Source organism: Anabaena cylindrica UHCC 0172 (genome assembly GCF_034931625.1).
Lineage (GTDB): Bacteria > Cyanobacteriota > Cyanobacteriia > Cyanobacteriales > Nostocaceae > Anabaena > Anabaena cylindrica_A.
The window spans coordinates 55,939-72,127 of the sequence record NZ_JAYGGY010000078.1; the positions used below are offsets into that span (position 1 = coordinate 55,939).

General features: G+C 38.9%; 10 protein-coding genes and 1 pseudogene. 10 read left to right on the plus strand and 1 reads right to left on the minus strand.

The features are described 5' to 3' along the window. Positions 1 to 60: 60 nt before the first annotated feature. The 4 genes from VB713_RS14205 (at position 61) to VB713_RS14220 (ending at position 2,211) form a co-directional block, all read left to right on the plus strand. Positions 61 to 417 (plus strand): DUF6464 family protein, encoded by a 357-nt coding sequence (locus tag VB713_RS14205; RefSeq protein ID WP_323312169.1) that lies wholly within the window; start codon positions 61 to 63, stop codon positions 415 to 417. Between the two features lie 73 nt (positions 418 to 490). Continuing rightward, the gene (locus VB713_RS14210) at positions 491 to 928 is read left to right on the plus strand and encodes an NADAR family protein (protein WP_323312170.1); all 438 of its coding nucleotides are present in this window, start codon (positions 491 to 493) and stop codon (positions 926 to 928) included. A 147-nt stretch (positions 929 to 1,075) separates the two neighbouring features. After that, complete coding sequence (locus tag VB713_RS14215) at positions 1,076 to 1,378, plus strand: hypothetical protein (protein WP_323312171.1); 303 nt, start codon at positions 1,076 to 1,078, stop codon at positions 1,376 to 1,378. A gap of 59 nt (positions 1,379 to 1,437) precedes the next feature. After that, a complete protein-coding gene (locus VB713_RS14220) occupies positions 1,438 to 2,211 on the plus strand; it encodes a glucosamine-6-phosphate deaminase (protein WP_323312172.1) in 774 nt (257 codons plus the stop codon). Positions 2,212 to 2,242: 31 nt separating this feature from the next. Here VB713_RS14220 and VB713_RS14225 read toward each other — a convergent pair whose 3' ends face one another. Next, positions 2,243 to 2,428: a hypothetical protein gene (locus VB713_RS14225; RefSeq protein ID WP_323312173.1), complete on the minus strand. Its 186-nt coding sequence runs from the start codon at positions 2,426 to 2,428 to the stop codon at positions 2,243 to 2,245. Here VB713_RS14225 and VB713_RS14230 point away from each other — a divergent pair. From VB713_RS14230 to VB713_RS14255, 6 genes and pseudogenes are all read left to right on the plus strand, one after another. Further along, positions 2,396 to 2,695 (plus strand): annotated as a pseudogene (locus VB713_RS14230) (methyltransferase domain-containing protein); the annotation flags it as partial. The gene VB713_RS14225 and the pseudogene VB713_RS14230 sit on opposite strands and share 33 nt — an antisense overlap. 1,179 nt (positions 2,696 to 3,874) lie before the next feature. Next, positions 3,875 to 6,403 (plus strand): hypothetical protein, encoded by a 2,529-nt coding sequence (locus VB713_RS14235; RefSeq protein WP_323312174.1) that lies wholly within the window; start codon positions 3,875 to 3,877, stop codon positions 6,401 to 6,403. Positions 6,404 to 6,957: 554 nt separating this feature from the next. Beyond that, entirely contained in the window at positions 6,958 to 7,521 is a 564-nt protein-coding gene (locus tag VB713_RS14240) for a hypothetical protein (RefSeq protein ID WP_323312175.1), read from the plus strand. Positions 7,522 to 7,680: 159 nt separating this feature from the next. Continuing rightward, the gene (locus VB713_RS14245; RefSeq protein ID WP_323312176.1) at positions 7,681 to 9,219 is read left to right on the plus strand and encodes a hypothetical protein; all 1,539 of its coding nucleotides are present in this window, start codon (positions 7,681 to 7,683) and stop codon (positions 9,217 to 9,219) included. Then, positions 9,216 to 12,854 (plus strand): TonB-dependent receptor, encoded by a 3,639-nt coding sequence (locus VB713_RS14250; RefSeq protein WP_323312177.1) that lies wholly within the window; start codon positions 9,216 to 9,218, stop codon positions 12,852 to 12,854. The genes VB713_RS14245 and VB713_RS14250 overlap by 4 nt, the downstream gene beginning before the upstream one ends. An 8-nt stretch (positions 12,855 to 12,862) precedes the next feature. Further along, positions 12,863 to 15,628, plus strand: a complete 2,766-nt coding sequence (locus tag VB713_RS14255) for a DUF11 domain-containing protein (RefSeq protein WP_323312178.1) — start codon at positions 12,863 to 12,865, stop codon at positions 15,626 to 15,628. Positions 15,629 to 16,189 lie beyond the last annotated feature (561 nt).

The window sequence follows — 16,189 nt, forward strand, 5'->3', positions numbered from 1 at the left end:
CCTATAATTTAGTTAAACTGGGAAAAGTATCAATTAGCGCAAAAACGAGGTAAAGAGAAGGTGTTAAGAACACTTTTGCTGATCACCGTTGGATTCTTACCCTCCCTGTTGTCCTTATGGGTGATTCGCAAAACCCAGCAGCGGACACGCGCACGCATTAGACAAGCTGCTATTAACTCTTCCAGGATGCAGATTAGGCAATATATCAGACCCGTTGAGAACCTTGAAATTGATAGCGAAGCACGACCTAGTAATCGCTATTATCTAGAAGGCGTAGGCTATTTGGTAGGTGATATTAGTTGTCAATTTAACGCTCGTTCTGGTTACGTCCGTTGTGCTGTTAATCCTAGTGGTCCTTGTCAGGACTGTCGTCACTATGAACCAAGGGAATTAGCTAATAGCGAAAAACAAAGTTAAAATAATTCTTAATAATGCCAACCGTCGGCTACAGCAACCTAATTCGTAAATTGATATTTAAGGTAAGGGTTTGATGACAATTTATTTTTATAACACTCGTGATCAATATGGTTGTTTTTCTAATTTCTCATCTCATGGTTTTATATTAGATGATTTATATTGGTTTACCAGCGAACATTACTTTCAAGCACAGAAGTTTATTGGTACACCTCATTTAGAACAAATTCGTCTCGTTAAAACTCCAAAAGACGCTGCAAAAATGGGTAGAGAAAGAACTCGTCCCTTACGTTCCGATTGGGAACAAGTAAAAGATAATATCATGCGAAAAGCCTTGCTATGTAAGTTTTCTAGCCATGCAGATATTAGAGAGATCCTCCTAGCTACAGGCAATGAAGAATTAGTTGAAAATTCGCCCATAGACTATTATTGGGGCTGTGGATCTGATGGCAGTGGAAAAAATATGCTGGGCATCATTTTAATGGAAGTACGGGAAACAATACAACTGAACTAAATGTTCTAATCTAGAAACATTGCTAACTTTACAGTATAATGTTATTAATATCTACCACAGCTAATGTGGAAAATAGGTATTATTAGAGGTAATAGAGTAAGTCATAAAATTTAAAGTAGTAACCGCAGTATTAGGAGTAAAATTACTATGTCTACATTACAAAAAGTAAAGAAATATTACAAATGGTTTTGGGAAGTATCTCTAGGTGGTGAATATGACGCTTGGGGTACTAGTACCTACTTTATGGAACTGGGTGGGGATTTTTATGCCCGTAGACAAATAGAAGTTTATGAAAATGGCAATGTTCTATTCTATGATAGTAAGCATTTTGCCGATAATTACGGAATGTTATGCGATAAAAGATTAGATGATGGAAATATCACAGAATTTGAAATTTCCGCAGCAGAATTTGAACACGAATGGGAAAGCAAAACACCCATAAATAAATAATGAGAGGAGGGTTAACAAACAAAACCCACCACCGTAATCAATTGTGATTTTCAAAGCCAATGTCAGCCGCTACAAAATCTTTTCGTGTCGATGATCTCTTAGTGCAGATTTACAACACTGAAGCGGAAATGGCAGAAGATGCTGCCAAAATCGTACAAGAGTATTTATATAATCTGCTCCAGCAACAAGATCAAGTTGCTTTGTTATTAGCCACAGGAAACTCCCAGCTTCAATTTCTTGATGCTTTAATCGCTTTAGGTGGTCTAGATTGGTCACGGATAACCTTATTCCATTTGGATGAATATTTGGGAATCACTGCTGACCATCCTGCTAGTTTTCGGCGTTATTTACGGGAGCGTGTAGAACAGCGGGTATCTCCACAACGATTTTACTATATAGAAGGGGACACATTAGAACCTGTAGCCGAGTGCGATCGCTATACCAAACTACTAAAAGCTCAACCCATTGACCTCTGCCTTCTTGGTGTCGGTGAAAATGGTCATTTAGCTTTTAACGACCCAGCAGTAGCAGATTTTCAAGACTCCGCTAGTGTCAAACTGGTAAAACTAGATCAAGTTAACCGACAGCAACAAGTAAATACAGGATACTTTTCTCACATAGACACCGTTCCTCAATATGCTTTTACCGTTACTATCTCCATGATTTGTGCAGCCAGAAAAATCATCTGTCTAGCACCAGCAACACGCAAAGCCAAGATAGTCCAAGAGATATTACAAAAAACTGTTATCACAAATTGTCCAGCCTCAATTTTGCGTAAACAACCGCAAGCAACCTTATTTTTAGATATAAATTCCGCTCAATTACTCTCTTGAATTGCTACATTTTGCCCTTGGCTTAACATGATCATGTTGAAGCTTCCACATACATGACAGGTTTAGCAGCAGTCAAATGTTTCATCTTGCTGGTGCGATCGCTGTGGTAGGTGTAGATACTTGACCAGAGACGGTACAATATGCTAGAAAACACTATCAAGAGAATAATGTAGAATTTGTTTGTGCTGATGCTCTTGCTTTCGAGTGGAAGGAGCATTTCGACATTATTGTTTCTTTTGAGACAATAGAACACCTCCTCTATCCTGATAAATTTCTGGATCGTCTCCCCTATCTCCTGCTTCCAGAAGGCAAGTTGCTACTGTCAGACTCACTCGGTGAAACTCGGCATATAGATCCCTATCACCTCCATGTATTTAGTCAGGAGGATGTGTTTGCACTACTTGAAAAAGCAGGTTTTTTGGTAGCACAGTACCATTGTGATGATTGGTGTTTGACTCGTATATATCTTCCGCTTTGGAGATAACTCTATTCAAGCGCTAGGACAAATATGCGTGAACAGTTTTTGACTTTCAGAGGATGGTAACTTCTGCGTGATTTTTGCTTTCGAGGCATTATTCATGTGCCTGAATTAGTGGTTGCAGCCTAAGCAATAAAAAATTCGGTTGTCGAAAAGCGTCAAACTCCTACATACCTCGATTAATTAAGGCAAGAGGCAGGGTTTACTCGCACTTGCATTTTTTAAACGGATATCTTTTGTATTTTTACAGAAAACATAGGTATTTTTTAAGCTTTTGGCGATCGCTACGGCGAGTGTAGCAATTGCTATTTAACTATGAATAGTCTTATTTTGTAACACTAGTATACTACAGCATGAAATGCAAAAAACAGCTTACATACGGCAGTATATTTACTATTGTTAGTACTTATGCTTAGATAATATTAAATCACATCTTATTTATAGGTAAAAATAATCTCTGAGAACCTATTAATTTAAATATTTAATCAACAATAAATGTATTTTTTAGTACAAAAAATTGCATCTCTCTCGGTTAATTATAGGTCATGAAGTGATAATTGCAGACTTTAAATTAAATATCTCAAATTCTTTCCTAGAGAGCATTTTTATTTTTTGCATCAAGCAATTTTTATGTTGTTTATCCCCTCTTAGTAAAGGCATAAGGGTTAAGTAATACTATATAGATAATGTCGCAAAATGCTATCCGTGGGCATCTTATGATTTGTCAAGTTAAGGAAGGTTTCAAATTTTCATAAAAAATATATTTTATATTTATACACTGCTGTTTTATTATTGTTATCATGTCATACAGCAATAGCAAAACCACCTAAATCTTCTTAGGTTCTCAGGTGACAAAAGCAGCTTTGACAACGGCACAACCCCCAAGTATTTATATTTAGATACTTGAGATGTGAATAGCTCAATTAATGATATTTTTCCATTACTATGTGGGTACAAAATTATCTAAAGGCTATGAATGTCTTTTTAGTATGTGCATTAAAGGAGCTATGTCAGTACTGGCATTTTTATTCGAGTAAATGCTTCAGTTATGCGATTAGTGACTTAATGTCTGATTACTTCGGAGCTTGTGGACATTGAATGGCCTTGAGTCATTGAATCAAACGCGTTTCCAGTCAGTAGCCAACAAAAACAACAATAAATATTCAATACATCTCGTAAGAAACAGTGAAGTATCAAAAATCCAAGTTTTACCGTTCTTTAGTTGCGATCGCATTATTAGCCAATGGTTCTTTCCAACTACTAGCACCTGCAATGGCAGAAGGAACTACCGCAGGTGAAACTATTAGCAACACCGCAACCGCTACTTACGAAGACCCAAATAGCCCAGGAACAACCTTAAATACCACTTCCAACACAGTCACCATCACCGTTGCAGAAGTCGCAGGTATTACCGTTACAGCCGCAGGAATAGTAGATGACAACGGTGGAACTGTAGCAGTTGGAGACCTATTAATCTACACCTACACCATCACCAACGTTGGTAACGACCCGACCACATTCCGCATTCCTAACTTAGCCACCACTACTGGTCCGGGTACAGTATCAGGAAAGTCAGGCGGCACTATTACAACTAATAATCTCCAATACAGCACTGACGGCGGCACAACCTGGATAGAAATTACTAATACTGAAGCAATCACACCCTCCGTTGCTCCTAACGGCACTGTATTGGTTCGTGTGCCAATAACTGTACAAGCAGGCGCTCAAACCGGTGACTCTATTGGAGTTACCCTAGGTAAAACCCCTGGTAATGCTCAAAACCAACTTCGCATCCCAGATGGTGGTGACGTATACACAGTAGATAACGCCGATGGTACTACTAATGAAGCAGCTGGCGCACCCATCAACGGGACACGGGAAGCCAGCGCCGTTCAGGATATTAAAGTTGGTGTCACAGCAAAAACTTACGCATTAGCTACCATTCTCAAAGTGCGTAGTAATTATGACAATAATGCAACTGTAAATGATATTACAGATGACACACTAACCTACAATCTAGGTTTGCGTGTAGAAAGCAATGATGTTACTGGCAGTGGCATCACCCCAGCACCTTTAGCCGGTACAACCATCAATGTTGATACTGCTGATGGTTCTTATATCCTCGTTTCTGATGCAATTCCCGCAGGTACACAACTAGCAGTAGCACCCACTCCGCCTACTGGTTGGGACGCAGTTTATACTACATCTGATCCAGCGACGTTTAACGCCAATGCAGCACAATGGAAACGCTTCCCCTTACAAGGTGCTGATACCTTGGCAGGTATCACCCGTGTCGGTTTTATCAACAAAACCAATACCATAACTTCCATTGCTCCTGGTACAACAGTCAATGGTTTTTCGATTCAGTTAGCGATGCCAACTGCGACTTCACCATTAAAAGTTATCAACATCGCCCAATTATTTGGTCAAACCCCAGGTAATAATCTCCCAGTTTATGATGAATCCGGTGACCAAAATCCCAGTAACTTCGATGGTTCTACACCACCCGTTGGTACAGATACGAATGCTGATGGTCTTCCTGATGATTTAACTACTAATGTTACTGATGGCTTAGTAACAGACGCAGAACTAGCAGCAACAGGAACAGATACAAGCAACAATAATACTGGTACTGGTGAAGGTGGTGAAGCCAACGTCTTCGATGTTGTAGTAGTAGGAGCTGCATCAGTTCTGAATGGTCCACAAGGTGTACCAAATGCCATTGGTCCAACAGATAATAATGATGACTTCACCAATAAATCAGCCCTTGTTCCTGCTGGTACAGCACCAGGTTCTACACTTGATCCGCAGTCAGTTGGTTTCACTAATACTCTTCAGAACAGTGGTACCGACCCAGGTGATATCACACTAGAGCCAACCGTACCAGCAAATCCATTAGACTTGCCTGATGGAACACAGGTAACTCTTACCTATAATGCCCAATCTGTTATCTATACCTACGATCAAGGTGCAGGAACTTTCAACACCGCTGGTACACCAATTACAATCCCAAATGTTGCTCCTGGTGCGACTATTAATTATGGTGTAGAAGTGAATTTACCAGCAGGTACTCCATTATCAACTGATACTATTGCCCAGTATGCAGGCGATACAGAATTTGGCTTCCCAGTCCCCATCACTGCCACAATTAATGTAGCAGGTACTACGACAACAAATACCACCATTGACCGGGTATACACTGGTTACTTGAAACTGGTGAAACTCTCACGAATTTTACAAGGAACTGGTCCAGCAGTTGGTACAGGTCAAGATAACTTTGAATCTACACCTGCGGTCAATGGTATTGATCCTAATTCCACTGTTACTGATGTACCCAGAACTCCAGCACCAGGCAATATTATTGAATACCTAATTCGGTACACAAATATTTCCGATGCCCAAGCTGGTACAGGTAATGTGATTTTGAACGCTGACAAAATTGTAATTACTGAAGATGGCACTACAGGCACTAACAATTGGGCTTTAGATAATGACACTAATGGTCAAAGTGATACTAGCAATATTGTTGGTTCAGCCAAAGATTCAGGTGCTTCTACTATCAACTTCTTTAGTGGTAATCCAGCTACCACCGGTAGTATTGATCAAACTGGTACTACAGTGAATACTGATGTCACCAAATATATCAATCAAGTCACGGGAATAGTTGCACCAGGTGTCCAAAGAACATTCATTTTCCAACGGAAGATGAATTAATCTTATGTCTGTCTGAATACTGATCACAAGTAATTAGCCAGACTCGATATAACCTATATCTAGCGTTGCTGCTAGTATCCGCAACGCTCCAGAGAATGTTGAAAAAGTCTAAGAGGACGTTTGAAAAGTCTCTCATTGTGTATCACATATTTTCAGATCCCCCCAACCTCCCTTAAAAAGGAGGGCTAAATTCATCAAAGTCCTCCTGAGAAAGAGGGATTTAGAGGGATCTACAGGTGTTAAATACCACACGAAAAACTTTTAAAACATCCTCTAAGGTTGTATCAAGAAAAATCCTTTTTTAAGCAATACTGTAGCCAAATCGAAAAAAGTCTTGATTTGTAGGTTGGGTTGAGGTATGAAAACCAACAAATGCGTTGGGTTACGCTGTCGCTTAACCCAACCTACAAAAAATGGACAAGGTATTGTTAAGGGTAAAATAATCTTCTCAAAGTCTTCCTTAGAAAAGAGGATTTAAGAAGATTAAAATTTGTGAATACATGAGCTACATAGAAAAAACACAATCAACAAATTAATCAAAGCAGGTAATAACCATGAAACAAGTTTATATTGCCAGTATTGGTGCAATTTCCTTGATGATAGCAACACCATTAATAGGTCAAATGCCTGGTGTAACTTCTCTCTTTCAGTTAGAAAGTGCAACCGCTCAAAATAGCAAGAATCAATCACAGCTACAGTTGCAATTGGTAGCAGAAAAGCAGGTAGAAACGCAGGATCAACAAGGCAATAAAATCAAGAAATGGGAAGCCTTGAAAAATCAAGCTGTGGTTAAACCAGGGGATGTATTGCTGTATACATTAAAGGGAGAGAATAAGAGCGATCGCCAACTCAAAAACCTCACTTTAAATCAACCCATACCCAAACAAATGTCCTATGTCTTGAAAAGTATTAATACTAGCAGCAATACCACTATCACCTACAGCATTGATGGTGGACGCACTTTTGTCAAAAATCCCACTATTAAAGTTACCCTTCCTAACGGAACAGTAGAAACTAAACCAGCACCAGCAACTGCTTACACTAATATCCGCTTACAAGTACCAACAATTGCAGCTAAAACCACATTTAAAGCCACTTATCAAACCCAAGTCCGCTAATCATAAGAAATTTGTAATGGGTAAACACTTTTTTAAAATTACCCATTACTAACTGGTTTAAAAAATCTGTTTTACGGAATATCAAAAATAATTTTTGCTGTATTTAATGAAGATTTTTTAGTTATTAAATAACTAATAACATTGTGGAAAAAATTGGACATGATTAATAAACGTAAATCTAGAAAAAAATATTTTATTCGTAAATTATTGCCAAGACTGATAACAGCAATTATTTTAGGTTTGATTTTGCAAACTCCCATAGCTACTATAAATAGGGTAATAGCCCAAAATACAACAATTATCACAAATCAGGCTGAATATACCTATATAGATCCTGCAAATGATGAAGGTGAATTTAAAGCAAGTTCTAGTAAACTTGACTTTAATTTTGGTTCATTAGTTGACCCTCTAGGGCGGATTTTAGGTTGTGCTGGTACACTCTTACCAGACTATACAGGTTTCTCTGTTGGTGTGTATGAAGCTAACTCTAATGATCCCACAGGATCTGAGTTAGGAAATTTAGTTTCCTTAACACGGACAGAACTACCAGATATTCCTAATAATAATATTCCTGGAGGAAAAGCACCAAATATTGAAAATAGTAATCCATATTTTATTACCAATAATCCAGCAGGTGTTTATAATTTTCTTCTTGATCCCAACAAAGGTCAAACCCAACCAGGGAAAGCTTATATTTTTGTGATTAATACCCCAGCTAATTCTATCTATAAACAACGCCGAATTAAAATTGTTATTTTAGATAGCATTGATATCGGAGGAACAGCTAACAAAGTTATTCGTTATCTTGCCACTTCCTTGGATGGACAGCCAATCAATTTAACAGGTGAAACAGCAGTAGAAGCCACAACTGTTTTAGTTAATAATGCCGAACTCCAAGGACTAAATTTATTAGCCCTTGAACTAACAACAAACCTGTGTCAACCCAGTCAAGTACAGATCATCAAAACAGGCGATCGCGCAACTGCTGAACCCGGAGACACTGCCATCTATCGCGTATCGCTCAAAAATCAATCAGATGCAGATTTGAATAATATTATAGTCACCGATAACTTACCTTTAGGCTTTCAATTTTTACCCAAATCTGTCCGGGGAGAATTAGAAGGAAACCCAGTTAGTATTACCAACGAAATTAACGGTAATACCATCACCTTCCGCACAAATATTACTCTTTTAAGCTCAAAAATTCTCAACATTGCTTACGCTGTTCAACTAACCAATGATGCTCAAAGAGGGACAGGTCGAAATAGTGCCATTGTCAATGCACAAAGAATAGATAACGGCTTTAGTGTCAAAGATGGGCCAGCAACTCACCAACTAAAAATTAGACCAGGAATAGTCAGTGATTGCGGTACTTTAATAGGTCGCGTATTCCTAGATAAAAACTTTGATGGTGAACAACAAAATGATGAACCAGGAATACCTAACGCAGTAATTTTTCTGCAAGATGGGAATCGGATCACCACAGATCCTAATGGTTTATTTTCCGTAGCCAATGTTTTACCTGGAAGTCATACCGGAGTTCTTGATCTGAGTAGTATTCCTGGTTATACCCTCGCTCCCAATCACAAATTCCGTGAACGTAATAGCCAATCTCGTTTAGTGCGTTTAGAACCAGGTGGTTTGGTGAGAATGAATTTTGCTGTCACCCCCATCTTTCAGGAGCAAGTAAAGAAATGAAATCACAACTGCACCATATCAAGAACCTGAAAGCTATAGGGGTAATAGCTGGTGCTTGTAGCTATCTATTTTATCCTCATGTAGTCAAAGGAGAAACCGCTAAGGATAATCCCCAGACCCATAAACCTTTAGATAATCCTACAAATATTAATGAGCAAATAACTGATCAAGAACTTGCTCTACCACCCAAAGTGACTGAATATCAGTTGCCAAAAGATGTTGTGGCGAAAATTGAATCACCCATTACCACAAACTCAGAATTTTTTCCAACAACTACAACCCAAATAGCACAAGATGAGGTTGTAAAAATTGAATCACCCACCACCGCAAACTCAGAATTTTCTCCAACAACTTCAACCCAAATATCAACAGCAGTCAAAATTCTCACACCAACAGAAAATAGGATTTTTGATGTTCCAGCTACTACAGTAATATTGCAATTTCCTGTAGGTAGTCAAGTGGAATTGAGGGTCAATAATACACTAGTAGACCCTTCTTTAGTAGGACGGACTGAAACTGATACCGATACCAATTTAATAACGCAGACATGGTATGGGGTTTCTCTCCAACCAGGCAAAAATACCCTGTCAGCACAAATAGTAGGAGCAACTACGCCTCCAGACACCGTAGAGATATCAGTACGAGGAACACTCAAGCAATTAACCATAGAAACTCTAGAAGCGAATATTCCTGCTGATGGACGTTCTACTGCAACCATCAAGGGTCAACTCATTGATGACAATGGTAATCGCTCCAACCAAGATGGTGTAGTGACTCTAGAAACCAGCGCTGGAGAATTTATTAGTGCAGATTTTAAACCCGACCAACCAGGGTTTCAGGTAGAAGCAAAAACAGGAGAATTTACCGCTCAATTACGTTCAGACTTGAAAGCCCAAACCGTGAGGCTTCGCGCTTCAATTAATAATTTAGAAACCTTTACTCAACTAGAATTTGCAACAGCTTTACGTCCCAGTTTAGTGACGGGAGTCATAGATATTCGTTTAGGTGCTAGAGGGACTGATTATTATGGTAAATTGCGTGATTTTTTACCACCGGATAAAAATAATAATACTCAATTAAATTTTCATTCAGAAATATTTGCCACCGGAAATATTGGAGAATGGTTATTCACTGGAGCATATAACAGTTCCCGTCCTTTAAATGAAGATTGTAACTGCGAAAATCGTTTATTTAAAACTTATCAAGCCAATGAACAAAACTATCCTGTTTATGGTGATAGTTCCAAACTTGATGTTACCGCACCTTCTATTGATAGTGTCTATGCACGTCTAGAGCGTTCCACAGGGATTCCTGGTGTTAGCCCAGATTATTTTATGTGGGGTGACTACAACACAGAAGAATTTTCTCGCCCCTCCCAACAATATACCGCTACGACCCGTCAACTTCATGGTTTTAAAGCTAACTATAATTGGGGAAATCTACAAATTACAGGTTTTTATGGTAATAATGTCGAAAGTTTTCAACGAGATACTGTAGCCCCTGATGGTACTAGTGGCTATTATTTTCTTTCTCGGCGCATATTAGTTCCTGGTAGTGAAAATGTCTTTATTGAATTAGAAGAATTAAATCGTCCAGGTACTGTTATTAAACGTCAACAGTTGAATCGGGGTGCAGATTATGAAATTGATTATGATCGCGGAACTTTATTATTCCGTGAACCTATACTTCGTACTGATATTGATGAATTTGGACAGGTATTAGTAAGACGGATTGTTACCACTTATCAATATGATTCACAAGATTCTAATAGTAGTATTTATGCAGGTCGTTTTCAATATAATTTGGATCGCACTCTTAACCAAGAAACTTGGATAGCAGCAACTTATTTAAAAGAGAATCAAGGGTTGTATAACTTTGAACTCTATGGTGCAGATACACAAATTTCTTTAGGTGATAGTGGTAAAATAATTGGCGAATATGCCCATTCTAGTAATAGTTCTGATTTGATGGGTAGTGTCAGTAGTCAGGCTTATCGCTTGGAAGCTGAAGGCAAGATTTTTAATGGTCTTCAAGGTCGCGCTTATTATCGTTTTGCTGATACAGGTTTTGCTAATAATGCTACAGTTAGTTTTGTTCCTGGACAAACTCGTTATGGGGCGCAACTAACAGGTAAACTGACCAATACCACTAACTTGCGGGTTCAATATGATCATGAAGATAATTTTGGTATTGCACCCCTACCTTTAGACACTTTTGAAGAATTATTTGCACCTCGTTCTCAGGCTATCCCAGGGAGCAACGTTGATAACTCGTTAACAACCATTACAGCAGGTATACAACAACGTTTAGGTAAAGCTACTTTTGATGTAGATTGGATTCACCGGAATCGAAAAGATCGCATTGATAACAGTAGTGGATTGACAAGTAATTCTGATCAGTTGCGATCGCGTTTGTCTCTTCCCATTACTAATAGTCTCACTTTCCAGGCACAAAATGAACTTACCCTTTCTGCTAGTGCTGATAATGTTTACCCTGACCGGACTATTTTAGGACTAAATTGGCGAGCTATTCCTGGTGTCAATGTCAGTTTAGCTCAACAGTTTTATAGTAGTGGTCAAGATAGTGGTAAATCTATCACTAGTTTAAGTGTAAATGGCGAACATAAACTTGGTTCAGATACTACTTTAACAGGACGTTATACGATTTTAGGTGGGGCGAATGAAATCACCACTCAAGGAGCTATTGGTTTAAATAATCGCTGGACTGTTGCTCCTGGTTTGCGGTTGAATTTAGCTTACGAACACGTATTTGGTAGTTTTTTTGGTAACACTGGAACAGGTCAAAAATTTGCTCAACCATACTCCTTTGGTCAAGCTGCTTCTGCGATTGGTTTTAATGGTGGTGATAGCTATAGTGTCGGTCTGGAATATAGCAATAATCCCCAGTTTCAAGCCAGCGCTCGTTATGAACATCGCACTTCTTCTAGTGGTAGTAATACAGTCATTTCTGCGGGTGCTACAGGGAAAATTTCTCCCTCTCTTACTGCTTTAGTCCGCTATCAACAAGCTAATGCTGCTAACCAAAAACTATCAGGATTAGGTGACATTATTAATTTAAAAATGGGTTTGGCTTACCGTGATCCTAAAAATGATAAATTTAACGCTTTATTGCGGTATGAATATCGCCAAAATCCGGCAACAATTCCTGATACAATTTTGTTAGGCAGTGGGACGGGTTCTCAAGATCATACCTTTGCCATGGAAACTATTTATGCTCCTAACTGGCAATGGGAATTTTATGGGAAATATGCACTACGAAATAGCACTTCTTATTTAGCTAATGATTTGGCTGGTACAAGTACAGTGAATTTAGCTCAATTTCGGGCTACTTATCGCTTAGGATATAGTGTGGATCTGGTGGGAGAAACTCGTTGGATAGGTCAATCTAATTATTCAGAAACAGGTTTTGTAGTCGAAGCTGGCTATTATTTAACTTCTAATTTGCGCCTTTCTGCTGGCTATGTTTTTGGCAAAGTTGATGATCCTGATTTTTCTGGTACTCGTTCTGCCGGTGGTCTTTATTTAGGTCTGACTGTCAAACTCAACGAATTGTTTGATGGTTTTGGTCTGCAAAAACCTACACCGTCTCCAGCAAGAGAAAAGTTAAAAATATGAAAATCAATATGAAACTGTCATTACTAAGTAGCTACTCAGAGAAATTAATTAGTAGTCTGGCCTTTATTTTATGTATTTGGGGACAAGGGATACAACCTAGCTGGGCTGAGGGCAGCAAAGAGTTAGTCTCTAATGGTGGATACAGACCTTATCTAGAATGGACTGATTTAGTCTCTGCGGGTATTCCTCGGAGAACAACCCTAAAGGTTTACGTACAAGCTGGGGAAACCGTTAATCTTGGCTCTAGTGTGCATACAAGTAGTAATGGTACTCAAGATATTGTCTATAGAAGTCCCTTTAATAGTCAAAATGGTGCTTGTAATGTTCTATCTACTGGTTTTGGTTTAATTGACACCGTTGCCAAAGAAACAGCAGGGCCTTTACCCAATGTTGGTGGTTACACTCCTTGTAGCTTTGTAGCCTCAGAAACTGGTATTTATGAAGTTGAATTTCGTTCTCCGGTTTTCAGTCCTGGAGGTAGTAATCCGACTGTTGTTACAGTCACGAATCCATTTCCTATAAATAATAATCAACAAGGAGGAGTCGCAGCTTGGGATATTACAGTTAGAAATACAGGTGGTACTGCCCAAAAAGGGAGGGTTTTTACCAACTATATTGCGATAAATATGGGTGCAAATGCTAATGGGAGTAATCCCATAGGACTCAATTCCAAGCTTTATATTCAAACTAAAGATGGATATCGATATGAAACTGATATGAATGGAATCGATCCCTTTGCTTTTATCTTTTTTGCCAATAGTCGGGGATATATTGACAAAACTAATAACTCCACTCTTTACCATTCTGCTGGTGGTGCTACTACTAATGCTCTGAGCTTCTCTGGTAATGTGGCAGTTCAAGACCCAAGTTTGCCAGATACACTCACAGATATTACCCACTTAGTTTTTTTTAATCAACCAGATCCTTCAGCATTGATAGGACTGGGGATTCCCATAACAGCAATTCTACCAGTAGAACCAACTTCTTTTCTATTCACTGGAGGAACTGGAGGCAGTGGAAACCAAGCACCAGTTGGGGTAGGAGGCAATTTTAGTTTCAATTCTAGTACATCTGGCAGTTATCAAATTATTATTGATACTAATAACGACAACATTTTTGATCCCAGTGTTGATCGCGTTTTGCAAAACCCATCATTTGTAGGTTCTAATGTAGTGTTATGGGATGGAAAAAATGCTAGTGGAGTTGACCTATCACCCCTCCCAGGAAATGCGCCATATAATGCCAGAATCACAGCGAGGGCAGGGGAATATCACTTTCCTATGTTAGATGCTGAGAACAATCCATCGGGGTTTAAAATCACGATGCAAAATCCCCCTGGTCCATTTAGTAATTTCCTAGATGTGAATGGACAGCCGATTGGCCCAACTACTGTTTACTACAATGACAATAACTATACTACTGCCAATGGAGTATCTGTTAACTTAAATCCCACAGGAGGACAAGTAGCTACTAATCCTCGTAATGCTGCTTTAGGAATTAATAGTGCAGCTGGAGAGCATGAATTTAGTGGTGTCTATGGTGATTTTAAAGGGATAGATACTTGGGCCTATTTTTCGAGTCAGGGTGTATTTACTCCTTTGGTCATTACTGCAAACCAGCAAGCTAATGTTAAAGGTACTAAATCAGTGCGCTTTCTAGCGGATACTGATAATAGTGGCACAGTGACTGTGGGCGATACTGTCGAATATACTATTACTTATTCCAATCTAAATCCTGGTAACAGCGACGCTATTAATTTTGTTATTAAAGATGCACTACCCCCGGAATTAACTTTTGTCAGTGCAGTGATGACTGCTGTTACGCCAGGGAATAATATTACAATTAATTCTAGTTACAATGGCTCTGGTAATGTTACTAATTCTGGTACTTTACGTGTAAATGATACTATCACGATTAAAGTTACTGCCACAATTAATAGTTCTAATGGTGGTAATCCTATTAGTAACCAGGCAAGTGCTGATTTCAATACACCGGATAATCCTTTAGCATCAGTTGGTATTGTGTTGACAGATGCAGATTCTGCTACTGCTACTACTGATCCACCTGCTGTGAATAATTATTTTTTACAAGTTACTGACGATGGTATAAATATAGGTAACAATCCTGCTAGTAGCGCAGACGATGACCCTACCTTGTTTACAGTTACAAATACTCCTCCAGGGACGCTGCTATTAGTTAAACGGATTACTGGGGTTAATGGTTCAACCATGAACGATGGCAATAATCTTGGTGCTTATATTGATACTGCCAGCCCCTATGATGATAATCTCATTACGGTGATTGACCCTAATTTGCAGCCAGATACTGATCAATGGCCAACACCTCTGAGTACGTCTCTAGCGGGAGAAGTTAATGGAGGTATGGTAAAACCTGGGGATGAAGTTGAATATACGATCTACTTTTTATCAATGGGACCACAAGATGCAGTTAATGTAAGTTTGTGCGATCGCATTCCTTTAAATCAAACTTACCTACCCAGCAAATACAATAATGTCAATCAGGCTACAAATGGATTACCTGGTGCAGATCGGGGCATCTTAGTACAAAAAAATAACACCCCACTATCTTACACAAATGTTAATGATGGTGATGACGCTAGATTCTATGCCCCCGGAGAAACATTACCTTCAGTCTGTGGTACAGATCCGAATATAGAAGGGGCTATTGTCGTTAATTTAGGCACTTTACCTGGTGTCAACAATAACTCAGTGGGAGCCTATGGTTTTGTCCGTTTTCAAGCTAAAGTGCGCTAATTAGTAGAAAAGCATAAATATTGTTATTTACTAAAGCATTATCTATACACTTTAAGTAAGCAACGCATCCGGACAAAACTATAACGTAAACTAAAAATACTATATCACCTTTTTATGTGTTACGTATAAAAGCGCTAATAATCAATTCTACCAAGCTGTGAAATTAACTACTATTTGCGCCATAAAGCAAGAATTATGGCACGATGGAAAGAAGCTCTTGCAATGAGAAGTCCGAAAGCTGGTTTTAACTCTGAGGAACTTTAGCGATCGCTTTCCTCCTGGTAAACTGTAAACAAACAAAGGAATCACCCTCTGTTCCTAGTCCGGCACCATCTATGGATTGTGCATGATCCAAAACGGAAAAACATATTCTTGATTGTGTTTTTTGCTCGGTACTGCTTCACCTGCCAATGAGAAACTAGATCAAGGTCTTCATGAAAGCCATAACCTGGCAAAATGTCGTTAGTTTCGCATTGTCAGCAAAATTCTTGGCGAAAGAATATTTATTATCGTCGGAATGCTTGTGTTTGGCTGCGAAATAAAGAATATATACTCCAACCT